General features: G+C 50.6%; 18 protein-coding genes. All 18 read right to left on the minus strand.

What is annotated here, in order from left to right; translation table 11 throughout:
• Window positions 1-7: 7 nt before the first annotated feature.
• The gene (locus tag DWY84_RS09055; protein WP_243024809.1) at window positions 8-1171 is read right to left on the minus strand and encodes a DUF3048 domain-containing protein; all 1164 of its coding nucleotides are present in this window, start codon (window positions 1169-1171) and stop codon (window positions 8-10) included.
• Window positions 1168-1665: an rRNA maturation RNase YbeY gene (gene ybeY, locus DWY84_RS09060; RefSeq protein ID WP_118532552.1), complete on the minus strand. Its 498-nt coding sequence runs from the start codon at window positions 1663-1665 to the stop codon at window positions 1168-1170. The genes DWY84_RS09055 and ybeY overlap by 4 nt, the downstream gene beginning before the upstream one ends.
• 68 nt (window positions 1666-1733) lie before the next feature.
• Window positions 1734-2753, minus strand: coding sequence for a PhoH family protein (locus tag DWY84_RS09065; protein WP_118532554.1), 1020 nt, complete (start codon window positions 2751-2753; stop codon window positions 1734-1736).
• A 38-nt stretch (window positions 2754-2791) separates the two neighbouring features.
• Entirely contained in the window at window positions 2792-4009 is a 1218-nt protein-coding gene (locus tag DWY84_RS09070) for a sporulation protein YqfD (RefSeq protein ID WP_118532556.1), read from the minus strand.
• 123 nt (window positions 4010-4132) lie between these two features.
• Window positions 4133-4399, minus strand: a complete 267-nt coding sequence (locus DWY84_RS09075; protein ID WP_118532666.1) for a YabP/YqfC family sporulation protein — start codon at window positions 4397-4399, stop codon at window positions 4133-4135.
• Window positions 4400-4475: 76 nt separating this feature from the next.
• A complete protein-coding gene (rpsU, locus tag DWY84_RS09080; protein ID WP_005539624.1) occupies window positions 4476-4652 on the minus strand; it encodes a 30S ribosomal protein S21 in 177 nt (58 codons plus the stop codon).
• A 148-nt stretch (window positions 4653-4800) separates the two neighbouring features.
• Window positions 4801-7410, minus strand: coding sequence for an alanine--tRNA ligase (gene alaS / locus DWY84_RS09085; protein ID WP_243024812.1), 2610 nt, complete (start codon window positions 7408-7410; stop codon window positions 4801-4803).
• A gap of 108 nt (window positions 7411-7518) precedes the next feature.
• Window positions 7519-7644, minus strand: a complete 126-nt coding sequence (locus tag DWY84_RS17960; protein ID WP_279220325.1) for a hypothetical protein — start codon at window positions 7642-7644, stop codon at window positions 7519-7521.
• Window positions 7645-7811: 167 nt separating this feature from the next.
• Window positions 7812-8669 carry a lysozyme inhibitor LprI family protein gene (locus DWY84_RS09090; protein WP_118532560.1) on the minus strand — a complete coding sequence of 286 codons (858 nt, stop codon included), beginning with the start codon at window positions 8667-8669 and terminating at the stop codon, window positions 7812-7814.
• A gap of 164 nt (window positions 8670-8833) precedes the next feature.
• Window positions 8834-9316 carry a ribonuclease HI gene (rnhA, locus tag DWY84_RS09095; protein ID WP_118532562.1) on the minus strand — a complete coding sequence of 161 codons (483 nt, stop codon included), beginning with the start codon at window positions 9314-9316 and terminating at the stop codon, window positions 8834-8836.
• A 14-nt stretch (window positions 9317-9330) separates the two neighbouring features.
• Entirely contained in the window at window positions 9331-10932 is a 1602-nt protein-coding gene (locus DWY84_RS09100; RefSeq protein ID WP_118532564.1) for an MBL fold metallo-hydrolase, read from the minus strand.
• Window positions 10933-10984: 52 nt separating this feature from the next.
• A complete protein-coding gene (gene spoIVA, locus DWY84_RS09105; protein ID WP_118532566.1) occupies window positions 10985-12460 on the minus strand; it encodes a stage IV sporulation protein A in 1476 nt (491 codons plus the stop codon).
• 84 nt (window positions 12461-12544) lie between these two features.
• Window positions 12545-13780, minus strand: coding sequence for a 6-phosphofructokinase (locus DWY84_RS09110; RefSeq protein ID WP_118532568.1), 1236 nt, complete (start codon window positions 13778-13780; stop codon window positions 12545-12547).
• 225 nt (window positions 13781-14005) lie between these two features.
• Window positions 14006-14716: an ABC transporter ATP-binding protein gene (locus DWY84_RS09115; protein ID WP_118532570.1), complete on the minus strand. Its 711-nt coding sequence runs from the start codon at window positions 14714-14716 to the stop codon at window positions 14006-14008.
• Window positions 14717-14728: 12 nt separating this feature from the next.
• Window positions 14729-15487, minus strand: coding sequence for an ABC transporter ATP-binding protein (locus DWY84_RS09120; protein WP_118532572.1), 759 nt, complete (start codon window positions 15485-15487; stop codon window positions 14729-14731).
• A gap of 1 nt (window position 15488) precedes the next feature.
• Complete coding sequence (locus tag DWY84_RS09125) at window positions 15489-16553, minus strand: branched-chain amino acid ABC transporter permease (protein WP_118532668.1); 1065 nt, start codon at window positions 16551-16553, stop codon at window positions 15489-15491.
• A gap of 9 nt (window positions 16554-16562) precedes the next feature.
• Window positions 16563-17444: a branched-chain amino acid ABC transporter permease gene (locus DWY84_RS09130; protein ID WP_118532574.1), complete on the minus strand. Its 882-nt coding sequence runs from the start codon at window positions 17442-17444 to the stop codon at window positions 16563-16565.
• 289 nt (window positions 17445-17733) lie between these two features.
• Window positions 17734-18945 (minus strand): ABC transporter substrate-binding protein, encoded by a 1212-nt coding sequence (locus DWY84_RS09135; protein ID WP_118532576.1) that lies wholly within the window; start codon window positions 18943-18945, stop codon window positions 17734-17736.
• Between the last annotated feature and the right edge of the window lies 1 nt (window position 18946).

The following is an 18946-nucleotide window of genomic DNA, read 5'->3' on the forward strand; positions in this document are numbered from 1 at the left end:
CTGCTATTTACTTTCCTTCAATTTTCGCCGGCTGCATATCGTTGGTGGTGCAGATGCAGATCCAGGTCTTCCCCGGATTTAAGGTGATTTCGTTACCGGACGCATCGTAGTAGTGCGTTACGCCAAATTCTCCGTCCTTCTCACAGGTGATATCCTCCACCTGGCCATTGGAAATGTAATAGCCCCAGGTGTCTGCCTGTACGTTAATGTTCCGGTACTCTGTGGACGCATAGTAAGCCGCCGGACAGTACTGAATGATGATGTTCTTCACCGCAATCTGTCCCTCGTTTCCCATATGCGGTCCGCCGTACTGGAAACGGTAATACAGTCCATCATCCTCATGATACTCAAACCACGGATTGTTCAGTTTGTAACCTGGTGTTACCTTGTAAGCCTCACGCACATCCGCCCCGTGCATAACCGCCTGGGTGCCTTCCTTCGCAAACTTGAAATGCCCGTCATAGTCCGCGTCATACTCCTGGCTGTAGCCAAGTTTCTCAATCGCGCGCTGAATGCCCCCAAAGCTTGCATAGGCGTTGTGCGGAGATTTTTTATCCTTGGAGCGGAAATAGGCGGTGCTTCCCTCTCCCTCAATACCGTTGATGTTATCAACAAACTTCAGATATGGCTTTGCAAATGTACTCTGTCCGAAATGCGCATAGATGGCGTCAAACTCCCGGGCAAAATACACATAGTAAGTACGGCAGCTGCGCACGGAGCCAATGCGGGTTAAGTCATCGTAATCCTCCATGACCGCCAGATAGCGGTTCATGGTAGCCTCAACCGGTGCCTCATAAACCACTCCGGCCCGGTTGATGCCGTACTGCGGCAGAGCAGCCTTGTCGTTGCTCATCATAATGGCCAACGGACGGCGGTTGCCCTGGGAGACCGGCACCATCTCTCCCGTGAGATAGCTGCGGATCATGCCGTCTTTCTCCACTCTTGGCTCCTGCTCATCCGGGTCTGCAGCCTCTGTCTCCGGTGCTTCAGTCTCCGGCGCCTCGGTTTCAATCTCAATCGGCTTTGTCTCCGGCGCTTCCGATGCCGATTCTACCGTAATCTTATTGTCTGCTTCTTTTGCTCCGCAGCCGGTCAGTGCCGCAGCCCCCACTGCAAGACACCATGCTGCCATTATCCCAAACGCATATTTCTTCCCCTTGTTTTTTCTCATCTATGATAGCCCTCTCCTGCCAGTATCTCTCTCTGTCGGGTTTCCATTACCTCGCGTTCCGCGTCCTCCATATGGTCATAGCCGCACAGATGCAGCATGCTGTGGGCAATCAGGAAGGCCAGCTCCCGTTCCCTGGAATGGCCATACTTTTCTGCCTGCTCAATGACCTTCTCCACAGAAACAATGATATCTCCCAGAATCAGTTCTCCGGTCTCCGGATTGAAATAATCCTCTACTGCTTCCTCCACATGGCTGAAATCGGATTCCTTCTCAAAGTCAATCATTGGGAAGGAAAGCACATCCGTCGGACGGTCGATCTGGCGGTAATCCCGGTTGATTTCCTGAATCGCGTCATTGTCGGTGAGGATCAGGTTCACCTCTGCCTCATAAGGACATTTCTCATAGTCCAGCGCTGCCGGGATGATGTCGTTTGCGACCTTTTCATAGTCCACATCCAAAGGCTTGTCTGTCTCATATTCAATGTTAATCGTCATAGTGTATTCCGCCTTTCTGCCAGACAATATTTTTTCGGCCCGGCATCGTTATGGTCTTATCGTTTCCGTTATCTGTGATATCTGAACTCTTTTAATCTGTGCGTTTTTTCCTTCGCCGGCTGTTTGGCCGGATTCTTTTTCTCGTAGTCATCATACGCCTGCACGATCTTCTGAACCAGCGGATGACGTACCACATCATTGCTGGTCAGGTTGCAAAAGCCGATATCATCAATCTTTCCAAGCACTCTCATAGCCACATCCAGGCCGGATACCGCACCGCCCGGCAGGTCCTTCTGGGTCTTATCACCGGTGATGATGACCTTGGAGCCAAATCCAATACGGGTCAGAAACATCTTCATCTGAGCCGGCGTGGTATTCTGTGCCTCATCCAGAATGATATAGGCGTTATCCAGGGTACGTCCGCGCATATACGCAAGCGGTGCCACCTCAATCAGCCCCTTTTCCTGATTGTGCAGGAAACTTTCCGCCCCCATGATCTGATACAGGGCGTCATAGAGCGGACGCAGGTACGGGTCGATCTTGCTCTGCAGGTCACCCGGCAGAAAGCCCAGTTTCTCTCCCGCCTCAATAGCCGGACGGGTTAAAATGATGCGGTTCACATCGCCGTTCTTGAATGCGGAAATCGCCATGGCCATAGCCAGATACGTCTTGCCGGTTCCGGCCGGTCCGATGCCGAAGACGATCATCTTCTTTCGGATGGTATCTACATACTGCTTCTGTCCTACGGTTTTCGGCTTCACCGGTTTTCCGTTGATGGTACGGCAGATGATATCTTTGTCAATCTCAAGGATCGCATCGTCTGACTCAGTAAAGCATAAGGACAGCGCATAGTCCACATTCTGCTCGGTGATGGCGTTGCCGCGTTTTGACAGCTCCACCAGATTGTTAAACACGCTCTTGGCACGGCGGATCATCAGTTCCGGCCCGATCAGCTTAATGGCACCGTCTCTTGCCACGATGGTCACGTGCAGTGTCCGCTCGATTTTCTTTAAGTAGCTGTCAAATTGTCCGCATACATTTTTCTCATGCTCTGCCGGGATATCAATTATTGTCTCAATTACACTCATTCTATATTGTTTACTCCTTACTATATCATACGAAATTTTCAGTTCAGAAAATTTCTACCTGTGAACGATTCTAGCTTTTGGCCGATTCCGGCACTCTCCTCCACGATCATGCTTCCGCAAATCGTCCAGCCGGTACTGTTATCTAATATTTTAACATCATTTTCGATTATTTGTACCCCTTTTTCGGTTAATTTTTGCAATTTTCTTTCATGAACCGCTTTTGTCAGGGTATTTAACTCTGTTTTCGTGCGCTTCCGTTCTACATTCTCATACTCCCTGGCCGTAATCATTTCCGTCCAGACCGGAAGAAAGAAATCCTCAAACAACACTGTCTGCCTGGAAACTCCAGTCAGTTCCCAGTTTTGTTTTCCGGTTAACGGAAGCATTGCCAGAATGTCCATACTTCCAATCCGCAGGCGAACGCCCTGCCGTTTCTTTCCGGTATAGCTGCGCACTCTCTGGAATCGCGAAACCTGCTCCCGGTAAGTCTTTGTTGTCCGCAGACGGATATCTGCATCTGCCCGCACAAACAGTGTCCGGACCACCTCCCCGGAATCATCGGTGACCGGCACCATCCCTTCTACCAGAACCTGCCCCTTTTCCACCTCATCTCCCGGCTGTACTGCCGCTTTTCCAGCCCGCACCAGAATAGATACCACCGTTCCAGCCGTTTCCGCCACCAGATTCCGTGGTGTTTCCTCCCGAAGAGGAATGCCACCCGCTGTCTCATTTTCCCGCACCCGGATCTGCAGCCGGGTCCCGGAAACATGGGCGGACACCCATACAATCCGGGGGCAGCGGCTCCTGAGTTCCTCCTCAATCCGGTCACAATCCACACCGGATTTCGGCATTCCATATAAGATTCCAATCTCCCGGAGCTGTCTCATCAGCGTATCATCCGTAAAATACAGATTCCCGCAGAAGCTGATATTCCAGATAAACCGGGAAAGAACAAACAAAAGCAGAAAAAAAGATGCCATCCCCGCGGCAAACAGCTTTCGTTTCCGGTTCCGGTATAAAAAAAAGGGCAGCCCCAGCTTTTCTTGCACACGGACCTTCACTCCTGCTTTCCTCACAAAGGGACGGATCCGGTAAAAATCAGGCAGCATCATAGAAAACCAATACTCCTTGTTTCCACAGGACAGATTCCACAACATAATCCCACTGCCCCGGCACAGGTTAAAAAAGCGTTCCGGCGAGCGGCCGGTCAGCCGTACTCTCACATATCCGGCGTAACGCTGTTTCAGCCACCGCATGCTCTGTCTCCCGCCTTTCAGTTTTCTTTTTCATGCTTCCACGCATCGCCCATCCGAAATTCGCCGTTGTTTCCACTGCATCATACCAAATTTTTAATTCAGGAAATTCCTGTCCGTCGATCCTCAGCAAAACTCCATGCTCTGAATCTGTCCGTAGATTTTCATGGAATCGCGGTCATAGTACACGATGTTTAGTCTGCGTCCGCAGATCTGCAGCCTGCAGTTTTTCCCCTGAAGCCGGATGCAGTTCTCCTCAAACAGCAGGATTCCCCGGTAATTTTCTACCGTCACACAGTATCTCCCGGAAAAGGATAACAGAATTTCCCCCAGCATCACATCGCCCGGAAGCTTTAACTGTTCCGTCGCGGACTGTTTCGCGTGTTCCAGCATGACACCGCTCCCGTTTCCTTTTACATAAAAATATACGAAAAAATCCCTGGTCATAGACCAGGGATTGCAGAAATACTTAATTAAATTTGCGTTTTCTTGCAGCTTCAGACTTTTTCTTGCGTCTTACGCTTGGTTTCTCGTAATGCTCTCTCTTACGAATCTCCTGCTGAATACCAGCCTTTGCGCAGTTTCTTTTAAATCTGCGTAATGCGCTGTCCAGACTTTCGTTCTCTTTAACGATAACGTTTGACATAGCTCACACCTAACCTCCCTCCAGTTGTGTACTTGTGCATAATACAACTGTTTGGGTATTTTATAGCACTGGTATGATTATAGCATAAAATCTCTATTCGTCAACTGTTTTTTTAAGATTTTTTGCGGATTTTCGTATTTTTTTGTTTTTACTGAATCTGCTCTGCTGCAGTCTCGTATGCTTTCTCCAGAGCTGCATCGACACCGGCCGGGTTCTTACCGCCTGCCTGTGCCATGTTCGGACGACCGCCGCCGCCGCCGCCAACCAGGCCGGCAATTGCTTTGACCAGGTTGCCCGCATGAGCGCCCTTCTTCTGAGCCTCATCGGTTGCGGTTACCATCAGGTTGACCTTGTCGCCCTGAACGGAGGCCAGAACGATCACGCCTTCGCCAAGCTTATCCTTTAACTGGTCGCCCAGACCTCTCAGGCCGTTCATGTCTACGTCTGCTACTTTCGCAGCCAGAACCTTCACGCCCTTCACGTCACGAACCTGGTCCATAACGTCTCCAAGGGACTCGTTTGCCAGCTTGCTCTTTAACTTGTCGTTCTCAGCGTGCAGAGCCTTGATTTCCTCCAGCATGGATTCAATCTTGGTCTTTAAGTCTGCCGGAGTGGTCTTTGCTGCTTTTGCTGCATCCTCCAGCTCCTGCTCCAGATTCTCATAGTAACGCATAAGGCCGTCGCCGGTCAGTGCCTCGATTCTGCGGACACCTGCTGCGATGCCTGCCTCAGAAAGAATCTTGAATGCATGAACCGCGCCAGTGTTAGCGACATGAGTACCGCCGCAAAGCTCGGTAGAGAAATCGCCCATCTTAACCACACGGACCTTCTCACCATACTTTTCGCCAAACAGCGCCATAGCGCCGGTCTTCTTCGCTTCATCCAGACTCATCTCCTGTGTTACAACATCCAGATTCTCCTGAATCTTCTGGTTTACCAGCTCCTCAACCTTTTTGATCTCCTCCGGAGTCATAGCGGAGAAATGGGTAAAGTCGAAACGGAGTCTGTCCGGAGTTACCAGGGAACCAGCCTGCTCTACATGGTCACCGAGGACGCTGCGCAGTGCCTTCTGAAGCAGATGGGTTGCGCTGTGGTTCTTCTCAGTGGAACGGCGGGATGCCTCATCTACCTTTAAGGTAACTGTCTCGCCTGCTGCCAGCATGCCGCTGGTCATATGTCCTACATGGCCAATCTTGCCGCCCTGTAAGTGAATGGTATCCTCTACAACAAAGACACCGTTGTTTGTGCCGGTGATGACACCTGTATCTCCGCACTGGCCGCCCATGGTTCCGTAGAATGGGGTCTCCTCTACAACGATGGTTCCGCGCTGGCCGTCAGTCAGAGCTTCTACAATCTCAGTATCGGTAGTCAGAACCGTGATCTTTGACTCATGCTCCAGTCTGTCATAACCAACGAATTTGGAAGTAATCTCAGCCGGGATGGACTGGTATACGGTTACATCCGCACCCATGTAGTTGGTTGTCTTACGTGCTTTTCTTGCCTTCTCACGCTGCTCTTTCATAGCTGCCTGAAAGCCTTCCTCGTCTACGGTCAGGTTCTTCTCTTCCAGGATCTCGATGGTTAAATCTAACGGGAATCCGTAGGTATCGTACAGCTTGAAGGCATTCTCGCCAGAAAGTACAGTCTCGTTCTTTGCGGACATCTCGCTCTCCATGTCTGCAAGAATCGCAAGACCCTGGTCGATGGTCTTGTTGAACTTCTCTTCCTCTTCCGCAAGAACCTTTAAGATCATAGCCTTCTTCTCTTCCAGCTCCGGATATCCGTCCTTGGAAAGCTCGATAACTGTCTTGGAGAGCTCCGGCATGAATCTGCCCTCAATGCCAAGCAGACGTCCATGACGTGCGGCACGGCGGATCAGACGGCGCAAAACATAACCGCGGCCCTCGTTGGACGGCATGATGCCATCGGAGATCATGAAGGTACAGGACTTTACATGATCAGCAATGATACGCAGGGAAACATCCTTCTTGTGATCCACCTGGTACTCAGTGTGTGCCATGGCACAGACCTCATCCAGAAGTGCCTTGTTGGTATCTACGGTAAACAGGGAATCCACATCCTGGACTACAACAGCTAAACGTTCCAGACCCATACCGGTATCGATGTTCTTCTGTTTTAACTCCGTGTAATTGCCATGGCCATCGTTCTCGAACTGGGTGAATACGTTGTTCCATACCTCGATGTAACGGTCGCATTCACAGCCAACGGTACAGCCCGGCTTGCCGCAGCCGTACTTCTCACCGCGGTCATAGTAGATCTCGGAACATGGACCGCACGGACCTGCGCCATGCTCCCAGAAGTTGTCCTCTTTGCCGAAGCGGAAGATTTTCTCCGCTGGAACACCAATTTCCTTATTCCAGATGTTGAATGCTTCATCATCATCTAAGTAAACAGATGGATACAGACGGTCTTTCTCCAGTCCTACAACCTCGGTTAAGAACTCCCAGGACCAGTGGATTGCCTCATCCTTAAAATAATCACCGAATGAGAAGTTGCCCAGCATCTCAAAGAAGGTGCCGTGACGGGCGGTCTTACCGATGTTCTCGATATCACCGGTACGAATACACTTCTGGCAGGTGGTCACACGTCTTCTCGGCGGGATCTCCTGTCCGGTGAAATAAGGCTTTAACGGTGCCATACCGGAGTTGATGAGGAGCAGGCTGTTGTCGTTATGCGGCACCAGGGAAAAGCTCTTCATTGCCAGATGTCCCTTGCTCTCAAAGAATTCCAGGAACATTCTTCTCAGTTCGTTTACTCCATACTTCTTCACTTTACTACTTCCTCCGTATTATCACCGCTGTCCACACAATATGCAGGCAGCGGCTGGATTTTGCAGAACCGCGTCTTATGCGCGCTCTGCGTCTTTCTTGTCTCTGAACTTCTTGCCACAGATAATTCCCGCGTATGCGAGTGCTGCAAAAATAACGGCTTTTACGGTATATCCAATCAGACTTGTTGCGATTGCTGCCATAATAACTTCCTCCTTATGTTCAGAAATAAAATCAATTCATCTTTGTATCTTACCATAGGAACCCATAATTATCAAGTCCCTACGTCAGGTTCTTAACAGACTCTGCCAATGGAAAAAGCAGGCAGAAAACCAATTTTCGTTTCCGCCTGCTTCCGATTTTTTGTTTTCTATTCTGTTTCATCCAAAATGCTTTCATACTGCTCAGCCAGCGCGTAAACCCGCTCTCTTGTGAGATCCCGCAGGGAACGGATGTATTCCAGTTCCTCCAGCATGCTTCCGCTCTGTTTTTTGGAATTGGCCACTGCCGTACTCTCCCGGTCACGGACCCAGCTGCGCTGCTCTGTGAAAAACGCGGTCTTTTCATCTCCGGATAGCTGCTGCTCCAAAATCTCCAGAATGCTCTGCAGCTTGTTTTCCCAGATTTTCCGTTCTGACTCCGCCACAGCCTTCATGGCGTTGGCACTGTTGTCGACGGATGCACTCCGGCGTTCCTCCGCCTGGGCGTCCAGTTCGGCAAGCTGTGCCAGAATGCCTGTCTTTGTTCCAGACTGCGTCTCTTCTTTTTCCGCGGTGATTCTGGCTCCGCCTGGCGCATCTGCATTATTCTCCGGCATATCGTCCTGAACCAAAATTCCAGAGCTGTCCAATAACGGCTCTGCTCCGGAATCGGCGGCTATTCTCTGCTCCGAAAGCGCATATGCTCCCGCCGCTTCTTCTCCGCCTGCTGCTTTCTGAAGCACTCCGGCTGCCCCAGCATCTCCGGCGGTTTCCTTTATCCCGTCACTCCCAGCGGCCCCGGCGGCTTGCTCTGATCCGGCTCCTTCGTCAGCTTTCGTTGCCTCTGCCATCCCGGCTTCCGTCACCGCAGATACCACGGCAGCCTGTCCGGATACATTTTTTTCCACAGTCTCTTCCGAAACATACTGTGTCTCACCAGCCGCCAGATGTCGTGCGGAATAATCTGTAATTCCGATTCCTGCCACACAGATCACTGCAATGGCTACCCAGATTCCTTTTAGCTTCATAAATCAATCAGTCCTGCCTATTCTGATATTGTTCCGATCGTATTCCGATTCACTGAACATACCATAACATAAACAGGACTAAATGAAAATATAAGTTCAAAAGAAGTAAATAATCGTAAGAAAGCCTTAACAGTTTCTGCAGCTAATAAGATTCGATTCGCGGGTCAGGCATCCACGCCGTCATCTGTAAGAAGGTTGTTTCCATCTGCCGCCGTGGTGGCCAGCTGGTCGCACCGCTCATTCTGCGGATGGCCGGCATGGCCCTTTACCCAGATGAAATTCACCCGGTGGGCGGCCTTTGCTTTCAAAAGACGCTCCCACAGGTCAATATTTTTCACCGGACCGCTCTTACCGCGCTTCCAGTTATTTTTCACCCAGTTGTCGATCCAGTGCTGGTTGAAGGCATCGGTCAAGTATTTGGAATCCGAGTACAAATCTACCTCGCAGGGGCGGTTTAAAGCCTCTAACGCTACGATGGCCGCCATCAGCTCCATCCGGTTATTGGTGGTTTTTTTGTATCCGGCAGACAGCTCCTTTTCGTGAAGCTGTCCCTTGCTGTCCGTAAAATGCAGGACTGCGCCGTATCCTCCCGGTCCATCCGGATTGCCTCTTGCTGAACCATCGGTGTAAATCTGTACTTTTGACATAATCTGCTATTCTCCTATCTGTCCCATTTATCGCATAATGCATTGATCTGATCGGCAAATTTCGCCAGATCCTTGTTGGCTCCGCCCTCGTTTCTGCGGATGACACCCATCAGGCGCTCGCCTGCTACCAGAAGCCGTGCAAAGACACCACTGGCCTTCTTCGCCGGAGCACTCTTTGCCGGAATCGGAATTCCTGCAGTCTCGCGTACCCAGACTCCCTTGATGAGATCAAACTCCGCGCCGGAATAGGGTGCTTTTGCCGCCACACCGGTCTTTTCTGTTAAAAGTTCCGCAAAGCGGTCGCAGACATCATCGTTGCCATGTACCACGAAGAACTGCTGCGGCTTCTTTTCAAAAGCCAGTGCCCAAGTCAGAAGACCATTCTGGTCTGCATGACCGCTGATGTCATGAAGCACCTCAATATGGGCTTCTACATCTATGCTCTCACCAAAGAGCTTCACTTCTTTTGCTCCATCAACCAGCGCGCGGCCAATGGTTCCAACTGCCTGATATCCGGCAAAAATCACCGTACACTCCTTCCGCCACAGATTATGCTTTAAATGGTGGCGGATACGACCCGCGTCACACATGCCGGACGCGGAAATGATTACCTTTGGCTTCGTATCAAAGTTGATATTGATGGATTCGTCGCTGGTTACGGAAAGCCTCAGACCCGGGAAGGAGATCGGGTTGATTCCCTCCTCTACTAGTTCCCTGGTTTCCTCATCATAGCATTCTGCCTGATTTTCCTTAAAGACATGTGTGGCCTCTACCGCCAGCGGACTATCCACATAAACCTCAAAATTATCATGGCCGTGAATCAGATGCTGGGATTTGATCTGGCGGAAGTAGTAAAGAAGCTCCTGGGTACGTCCTACCGCAAAGGCCGGAATGACTACATTGCCGCCCCGGTCCAGAGTTTCCTGCACGATCCGGACCAGCTCGGAAATATGATCCTTACCCTTCTGATGGAACCGGTCTCCATAAGTAGACTCCATGACTGCGTAGTCTGCCTCTTTGGTGTAGATCGGATCCCGGATCAGCGGCTTATTGAAGTTACCGATATCACCGGAAAAGACGATTTTCTTCTCCACACCATCTTCCTTCATCCAGATTTCGATGGAGGCTGATCCAAGCAGATGGCCGATATCCGTAAACCGGATGGAAACCTCATCGTTTACTTCCACGATCTCGTCGTAGTTATACCCTTCAAAATGCTCCAGTACGCCCAGCGCGTCGTTCATCTCGTATAACGGCGGTACTTCCGGTCGTCCGGCACGCCTTGCTTTCCTGTTTTTCCATTCCGCGTCCATCTCCTGGATGTGCGCGGAATCCTTTAACATGATGTTGCAGAGGTCACAGGTAGCATTAGTTGCAATCACACGCCCCTTAAAACCTCTCGCGTAAATGTAGGGCAGCATGCCCACATGATCAATGTGTGAATGTGTCACAAGCACAAACTGAATGTCTGACCACGGCACCGGCGGATCCACATTCTCGTAAATGTTGACACCCTGCTCCATGCCACAGTCTACCAGAAACTTGCTGGTCCCGACTTCCAGATAATGGCAGCTTCCTGTTACCTCATGAGCCGCTCCGCTGAAAACCAATCTCATATGGCACCCTCCTTTTGTAGGTATGTGCTCTCGGGGTCCGAGGGTACACATTTTAAATAATGATGCAGATCAGGCCACCATTGCTGTCGTTGATGATCTTCTGGAGCGCGTCCTGAAGCTTTGCCTGGCACTCCTCTGTCATCTGGTTTACTTTGGCCTGAATCCCATCTTCCACAATTTGTTCTATGGATTTTCCGAAAATATTCGTCTCCCAGATTCCATTTTCTTCCCGGTTTGCGTTGTCCTTCATATAGGAGATCAAATCCTGGGCCTGCTGCTCGCTCCCCACAATGGGTGCGATTTCTGTCTGGATCTGGGCCCGGATCAGGTTGATAGACGGCGCTTCCGCCTTCATCTTGACCCCATAGCGGTTTCCGTGGCGGATCACCACCGGCTCATCCAAAACAATCTCCGACCGCTCCGGTGTCACTACGCCGTAGCCTCTGGCCCTTACCTGCTCTACCGCGTTCTGAATCTTGTCATACTCGGACTTTTTTGCCGCCAGATCCTTCAACTGCTGCATCAGCTGGTATTCATCCGCAATGGAAAGCCCGGAAAAATCACTTAAAATCTGGTAATAATAGCCGTCCTCAAACAGCATGCGTACCATGACTTTTCCATCTGACAGGTTCATCCGGCCAGTTTCCATGCTGCTTACCGCCTCTGCTTCCTCGTCCTTCCAGGAATCTTTAAGATCCTTCATCCGGCGGATGTGGCTCATGGCATTGCGTGCCGCTTTTACGGCCTGCTGTTTGAGCCAGTGGGACGCCGGAAGAATCTCCAGCCACTTCGGGATCTGAAAGTCTACTTCCGTCACCGGAAATTCGAACAGCACCTGCTTTAAAATCTGGTAAATATCCCCGGTTTTTAGCTGTTCACAATTCACCGGCATGACACAAACCCCATATTTCGTTTCCAGTTCCCGGGCCAGATTCCTGGTCTCCTCTGAATACGGGCGGCTGGAGTTTAAAAGCACCAGAAACGGTTTTCCAATCTCCTGAAGCTCCCGGACTGCCGTTTCCTCCGGTTTTATGTAGGCCTGCCGTTCCAGTTCCCCAAAGGAGCCATCCGTGGTGATTACAAGGCCGATCGTGGAATGGTCACGGATCACCTTTCTGGTACCAATCTCCGCCGCCATGGTAAAGGGAATGCTTTCTTCAAACCAGGGTGTCTTCACCAGGCGTTCCTTCTCATTCTCCATGTGTCCGCTGGCCCCTTCGGTCATAAATCCCACACAGTCCACCAGCCGCACCTTCACCGCGGTATCTTCTCCCAGATCAATGCGGGCCGCTTCCTTGGGAACAAATTTGGGCTCCGTGGTCATGATGGTCTTTCCTGCCGCGCTCTGTGGCAGTTCATCCCGGGTCCGGTTCTTCTGATGCTCATCGGTGATACCGGGCAGTACCATCTGCTCCATAAACCGTTTGATAAATGTGGACTTTCCGGTCCGCACCGGCCCTACCACTCCCAGATAAATTTCGCCTCCGGTCCTTGCCTGAATATCCCGGTATACGCTGTACTGCTCCATATGGACACTCCCCCTGCCAATAACAGACTTTGCTTCTTGCTGCTGTTAACAATATATGCGGGAGTGTCCCTGCTTCATTCTATTTTATTTTTTTCCCATATAAAGGTGGCGCGGAATACCGTCTACCATGACAGACGGAGAATCACCCTGGATCAGTGGTCTCACATAATCGATAAACTCCTCGGTCACATAGGTGCCGTCCTTGGTAATCCACTCTCTCGGCACCATCTTCTCTCCGTTTGCGATCTTGTGAACATCGTAAATGCCGGTCGCGCACTGGTACGGGTCATCGGATACACGGTCAATGACCACCATCTTGCCGGAATCGCCCTCATCCGCTGCCTTGACAGCGGCACCGCCTACCATGAAGGCCTCATTCACATCGACACGGGATGCCAGATGGGCTGCGCTTCGCTGTAAAGTGGAAAATTCAACAGCACGGGTCTTGCAGCCGATATCACGATGGATTACGTTGGCCAGATAGCTCGCGGTTCCGGTCAGCTGCTTGTGACCGAATGCGTCTACATAATCCGAAGCACTTCCCAGCTCGCTGACATAACGGCCGTCCTGAATGCGGATACCCTCAGAAACTGCGACAACGACCACATCCTTCTTGACCAGAAGCTTCCGTACTTTCGCAGTAAACTTTTCGATGTCAAAGGTCAGTTCCGGCAGATAGATCAGATCTGGTCCGTCACAATCCTCGCCCCGGGACAATGCAGCCGCGCCGGTCAGCCATCCGGCATTGCGGCCCATGATCTCAATGATGATCACCTGCTGCTTTTTATATGAGAAGCCGATGCCATCCCGGATTACTTCCTTGGTAGAGGTCGCAATATATTTGGCAGCGCTGCCGTAGCCCGGTGTATGATCAGTCAGGGCCAGGTCGTTGTCTATGGTCTTCGGGACGCCGACAAACTTCTGGGACTGCCCTGTCAGGATTGCGTAATCGGACAGTTTTTTGATCGTGTCCATAGAATCATTTCCGCCGATGTAAATAAAGCATTCAATATTCAGCTTATTTAAGATTTCAAAAATCTTCACATAGATTTCCTGATTCTCATGGATGTCCGGCAGTTTGTAGCGGCAGGTGCCAAGGAATGCAGACGGTGTGCGTTTCAGTATTTCCACATCCAGATCACTCCGGATGTACTTGGAAAGATCCACATACTGTTCATCCAGAAGTCCCTGAATTCCATACAGCATGCCGTATACCTTTTTCGCTCCGCGGTCAACCGCCGTACGGTACACACCTGCAAGACTGGAATTGATGACGGCCGTCGGCCCTCCGGATTGTCCAACGATTACATTGCCCTTCATAGTAAACCCTCCTTCATATAGTCTTAACGTAACGGGTCCCCACACCCGGTTACTTTGCCTAAATAATACCACAAAAAGGAGCGAAAAGTCTAGGACTTTTCGCTCCTTTTTCTATTATTTTCAGACACTTTAAAGTTTTGAAACAAATTCTCGCTTTTTGTCAAATTACGGCATCTGTTTTGCTTTTCCCGGCGTTTCGCACAATGTGAGCAACACCCTGTTCGTTTATTCACTCAGGTATGCTTTCTTGACGGAATCATCGTTCATGAGTTTTTTTGCGTCACCGCTCAGGGCAATCTTACCAGTCTCCAGAACATAAGCACGGTTCGCGATGGAAAGAGCTTTCTTTGCGTTCTGCTCAACCAGAAGCACGGTTACTCCGTCTGCATTAATCTTCTGAATGATGTCAAAGATCTCGTTTACGTACAGCGGGGACAGACCCATGGACGGCTCATCCATAACGATCAGCTTCGGATGGGACATCAGCGCACGGCCCATAGCCAGCATCTGCTGCTCACCGCCGGAAAGTGTACCAGCCATCTGGTTCTTACGCTCTTCCAGACGTGGGAAACGCTCATAAATTTCCTTCAGGGTCTCTTCCATCTCATTTTTATCATTACGGGTGTAAGCGCCCAGCTTTAAGTTCTGCAGAACGGACAGCTCCGCGAACACGCGGCGTCCCTCCGGCACGTGGGCAATTCCCATGCCGACCAGCTTGTAACCCGGAATCTTTGTGATATCTTTTCCCTCATAGGTAATGGTGCCCGCCTTGGACGGGATCAGACCGGTAATGGTCTGCAATGTTGTGGTTTTCCCTGCGCCGTTTGCTCCGATCAGGGCAATGATCTCACCCTGGTTTACCTCAAATGAGATTCCCTTGATTGCCTGGATGACACCGTAGCAGACTTCCAGGTCTTTTACCTCAAGTATTGCCATTGCTCTAACCTCCTACTCTCCAAGATAAGCCGTAATAACACGCTTATCATTCAGTACTTCCGATGTCTCACCCTGGGTCAGTACCTGACCGAAGTTTAAGACAGTCAATTTCTCACAGATACCGGAAACCAGCTTCATATCATGCTCGATCAGAAGCACAGTCATATCGAAGTGATCGCGCACGAAGCGGATGGTATCCATCAGCTCTGCGGTCTCGTTCGGGTTCATGCCGGCTGCCGGCTCGTCCAGGAGAAGAAGCTTCGGGTCCGTAGCAAGGGCGCGGGCGATTTCCAGCTTTCTCTGCTTGCCATAAGGCAGGTTGGATGCCTTGTAATCACACTCCTTATCCAGATCAAAGACCTTTAACAGCTCCATGGCGCGGGCGTTCATTTCCTTCTCTACTTTATAATAACGCGGAAGGCGGAAAATACCCTCAATGGTGGAATACGGATGATGGTTATGCAGGCCTACTTTCACGTTGTCCAGAACACTTAAGTCCTTGAACAGACGGATATTCTGAAAGGTTCTTGCAATGCCTGCCTGGTTGATCTCGATGGTGCTCTTTCCGGTCAGTTCCTTGCCATCCAGGAAAATAGCGCCGTGATCTGCCTTGTAGACACCGGTCAGCAGATTGAAAATGGTAGTCTTACCTGCGCCGTTTGGTCCAATGAGGCCGTAAAGCTGTCCCTTTTCGATGGTCAGGCTGAAGTTGTCAACTGCCTTTAAGCCGCCGAATGAGATGCCGATATTTTTTACTTCCAGCATAGCCATATTATGCAGCCTCCTTTGCAGATTTCTTATTCTTCTTGATGCGGTCCATGAAGACAGATCTCATCTCAATTGCCTTCGGGCTGGAATTGAAGATCATCATAACGATCAGGACCACTGCGTAGATCAGCATACGGTAATCGTTCAGGCCGCGTAAAAGCTCCGGAAGCATGGTCAGGATGATGGCCGCGATCATGGAACCGCGGATATTTCCCAGGCCGCCCAGTACCACGAATACCAGGATCATAATGGACATATTATAGCCGAAGTTCTTCGGGGTTGCCGCCAGGGAGGATAAGTTGTGGGCATACAGAACACCTGCAACGCCTGCCAGGGCTGCGGAAATCGCAAATGCCATCAGTTTGTATTTGGTAATATTAATTCCCACAGACTCTGCCGCAATGCGGTTGTCACGGATGGACATGATAGCGCGTCCGGTACGGGAATTGATCAGGTTTAACACGATAAACAGGGTGATCAGCACCAGGATGATACCCACCGTAAAGGTTGCCGCCTTCGGAGTACCGGTAATACCCTGTGCACCCTTGATGATGACAACGCCGTCCGCGCCCATGCCAAGGGATGTGGTATCCTTGATGGAAAAATGGAATCCGTTGGAATCCAGGCCCACATACATAACATTGATGAGGTTCTTGATGATCTCACCGAAGGCCAGGGTAACGATAGCTAGGTAGTCACCTTTTAAGCGCAGTACCGGAATACCGATGATGATGCCGAACACACCTGCTACTGCTGCTCCGATGATCAGAGCCAGGAAAAAACGCATACCGACAGATGGGATCGCGTTCTCCATGCACTTGGTGAAAAACGCGCCGGTAAACGCGCCCACACACATGAAACCGGCATGGCCCAGGCTTAACTCACCCAGGATACCAACAGTTAAGTTTAAGGATACAGCCAGGATCACATAGATACACAGCGGAACTAAAAGTCCCTTTAACAGGCTGGTCATGTGTCCTGTTGCTCCAAGAATCTGAACCAGGATCCAGCAGGCAATTACGATGGCGTAAGTGATGCTGTTCTGGACTAATACTTTGTTCTTCTTCATTCCATTCACCTACACTTTCTCCGTAATCTTTTTGCCCAGGATTCCGGTCGGACGTACCAGAAGTACGACGATCAGCACTGCGAATACGATGGCGTCAGAAAGCTGGGAAGAAATATATGCCTTGGAAAGGTTCTCGATCACTCCAAGGAGTACGCCGCCGATGAGGGCACCCGGAATGGAGCCGATGCCGCCGAATACGGCTGCCACAAAAGCCTTGATACCCGGCATGGAACCGGTATACGGAGTCAGGGACGGATAAGCGGAACACAACAGCGCGCCTGCAATTGCCGCCAGGGCAGAACCGATCGCGAAGGTAATAGCGATGGTGCTGTTAACATTAATGCCCATCAGGGTTGCCGCGCCGGTATCTTCCGATACAGCCAGCATAGCCTGACCAACCCTGGTCTTGTTGATGAAAGTAGTCAGGGCCACCATGATCACAATACAGGTAATGATCGTAACCAGTGTAACACCGGAAATGGACAGCGCGCCGCCGGCCAGCTTTAAGCTCGGCACGTTCACAACAGATGTGAACTGACGTGCGTTGGAGCCAAAGATCAGCAGTGCTACGTTCTGCAGCAGATAGCTGACACCGATAGCCGTGATCAGAACGGCTAGAGAAGACGCGCCACGCAGCGGCTTATAAGCCACACGCTCGATCACAACACCAAGCACCGTACAGGCGATGACTGCCACCAGAACGCCCACCATTGGCGGGAGTCCCAGGGTACTTACCATGGTAAAGATGACGAAGCCACCCACCATAATGATATCACCATGAGCAAAGTTCAGCATTCTCGCGATGCCATAAACCATGGTGTAGCCCAGTGCAATGATCGCGTATACACTGCCCAGGCTGATTCCGTTAATCAAATAAGACAGAAAACTCATGTACCTACCACCTCTTTATTTTTTCTATAGGAAATAAAACATAACTGGAATTATAGCATAGACATATTTGAAGTTCAAGCAAAAGTTCGTGAATGCGCACCATTTGTCCGTGCACTGGGGACATGTCTTTCAAAATGAATCAGAGCCACACTCCTGCACCTCCGGAGGAAGCTTTTTTCCGAACAGCGTTGTGCAAAATTGCTTCATACATGGAAAAAAGGGAACCGTCCATTGGACGATCCCCTTTCGGATGTTTCATTGCTGTTCACACATTGTGTACACAGAAAAATTACTGCATCTCGTATGCGCCGTTTACGATCTTAACAGCCTTCGGTGCCTTGTTCGGCTCACCATTTGCGTTCCAAACCATGTCAGAACCAGTCAGGCCATCAATAGAGATCTCGGTCATAGCCGGCTTTAATGCGTCACAGATATCGGAAGCGCTCATATCAGCGGTAACGCCTGCCTTCTCAACAGCTGCCTTGATTGCGTAGATCGCATCGTAGGAATCTGCAGCAAACTGGTTCGGCTCGATGCCGTAAGCTGCTACATAAGCCTCAGTAAATGCCTTACTGCTCTCCTCAGTGGTGGAGAACGGAGTTAAGAGCATCAGACCCTCTGCCAGGGAAGTATCAAAGTTCTCTACGGAAAGGATGCCATCCATACCATCACAGCCGAAGAAGACCGGTGCGAATTCTTTGTCGCTTGCCTGCTTTAAGATGATGGAAGCCTCCTGATAGTAGATCGGAAGGAATACCAGCTCTGCGCCTGCGTCTTTTGCCTTGTCAAGCTGTACGGAGAAGTCGGTGTTGCTGTCTGCGGTAAATGCCTCGTCAGCTACGATCTCCAGACCCTGGTTTGCTGCCTCAGCAACAAATGCCTCACGAATACCAGAAGAATACTCGGTAGAGCTGTCATAGATGATAGCGATCTTGGTAGCCAGCTTGTTCTCGCCAATATACTTAGCGGAAGCGGTACCCTGATCCGGGTCTGCGAAGCATACGCGGAATGCGTTGTCAGTTGCTACGCACTCAACTGCGGAACCGGACGGAGTGATCAGGAACATGTTATCAGACTCAGCCTCTGCTCCTACAGCGATACACGGTTTGGAAGTGGTCGGACCGTCTAATACCTGCATACCCCAGTCTTTTAAGGTGTTGTATGCGTTGATGGATTTCTCTGGATCATTCTCATCATCCTCAGCCTTGGTCTCGATCATCATGCCGTTGATACCGCCAGCCTCGTTGATCTCCTTTGCTGCCAGCTCTGCGCCGTTTGCGACTGCGTTACCATAAGCTGCGCCTGCACCGGTTAACGGTCCGATTATGCCTACCTTTAATGTGCCGCCTTCTGCTGCTGCCTCAGTCTCTGCGCCCTCTGCTGCAGTGGTCTCAGCATTATCTGCTGCTGCGGTAGTCTCTGCCGGCTTGCTGCCGCCACATGCTGCTAAGGATGCTGCCATCATAGCTGCCATACCAAAACTAACCAGTTTTTTCTTCATA

The organism is Clostridium sp. AF27-2AA (assembly GCF_003478505.1).
Lineage (GTDB): Bacteria > Bacillota > Clostridia > Lachnospirales > Lachnospiraceae > Brotaphodocola.

What these genes read in the sequence shown, in the direction of transcription:
- rnhA (WP_118532562.1), bottom strand. Translation starts at nt 9,316, where the DNA reads ATGTCAAAAGTACAGATTTACACCGATGGTTCAGCAAGAGGCAATCCG.
- ybeY (WP_118532552.1), bottom strand. Translation starts at nt 1,665, where the DNA reads ATGACGATTAACATTGAATATGAGACAGACAAGCCTTTGGATGTGGAC.
- DWY84_RS09075 (WP_118532666.1), bottom strand. Translation starts at nt 4,399, where the DNA reads ATGCTGGAACACGCGAAACAGTCCGCGACGGAACAGTTAAAGCTTCCG.
- DWY84_RS09120 (WP_118532572.1), bottom strand. Translation starts at nt 15,487, where the DNA reads ATGGCTATGCTGGAAGTAAAAAATATCGGCATCTCATTCGGCGGCTTA.
- rpsU (WP_005539624.1), bottom strand. Translation starts at nt 4,652, where the DNA reads ATGTCAAACGTTATCGTTAAAGAGAACGAAAGTCTGGACAGCGCATTA.
- DWY84_RS17960 (WP_279220325.1), bottom strand. Translation starts at nt 7,644, where the DNA reads ATGGCAGCAATCGCAACAAGTCTGATTGGATATACCGTAAAAGCCGTT.
- DWY84_RS09100 (WP_118532564.1), bottom strand. Translation starts at nt 10,932, where the DNA reads ATGAGATTGGTTTTCAGCGGAGCGGCTCATGAGGTAACAGGAAGCTGC.
- DWY84_RS09115 (WP_118532570.1), bottom strand. Translation starts at nt 14,716, where the DNA reads ATGGCAATACTTGAGGTAAAAGACCTGGAAGTCTGCTACGGTGTCATC.
- DWY84_RS09065 (WP_118532554.1), bottom strand. Translation starts at nt 2,753, where the DNA reads ATGAGTGTAATTGAGACAATAATTGATATCCCGGCAGAGCATGAGAAA.
- alaS (WP_243024812.1), bottom strand. Translation starts at nt 7,410, where the DNA reads ATGTTCCTGGAATTCTTTGAGAGCAAGGGACATCTGGCAATGAAGAGC.
- DWY84_RS09125 (WP_118532668.1), bottom strand. Translation starts at nt 16,553, where the DNA reads ATGAAGAAGAACAAAGTATTAGTCCAGAACAGCATCACTTACGCCATC.
- spoIVA (WP_118532566.1), bottom strand. Translation starts at nt 12,460, where the DNA reads ATGGAGCAGTACAGCGTATACCGGGATATTCAGGCAAGGACCGGAGGC.
- DWY84_RS09055 (WP_243024809.1), bottom strand. Translation starts at nt 1,171, where the DNA reads ATGAGAAAAAACAAGGGGAAGAAATATGCGTTTGGGATAATGGCAGCA.
- DWY84_RS09090 (WP_118532560.1), bottom strand. Translation starts at nt 8,669, where the DNA reads ATGAAGCTAAAAGGAATCTGGGTAGCCATTGCAGTGATCTGTGTGGCA.
- DWY84_RS09110 (WP_118532568.1), bottom strand. Translation starts at nt 13,780, where the DNA reads ATGAAGGGCAATGTAATCGTTGGACAATCCGGAGGGCCGACGGCCGTC.
- DWY84_RS09130 (WP_118532574.1), bottom strand. Translation starts at nt 17,444, where the DNA reads ATGAGTTTTCTGTCTTATTTGATTAACGGAATCAGCCTGGGCAGTGTA.
- DWY84_RS09070 (WP_118532556.1), bottom strand. Translation starts at nt 4,009, where the DNA reads ATGCGGTGGCTGAAACAGCGTTACGCCGGATATGTGAGAGTACGGCTG.
- DWY84_RS09135 (WP_118532576.1), bottom strand. Translation starts at nt 18,945, where the DNA reads ATGAAGAAAAAACTGGTTAGTTTTGGTATGGCAGCTATGATGGCAGCA.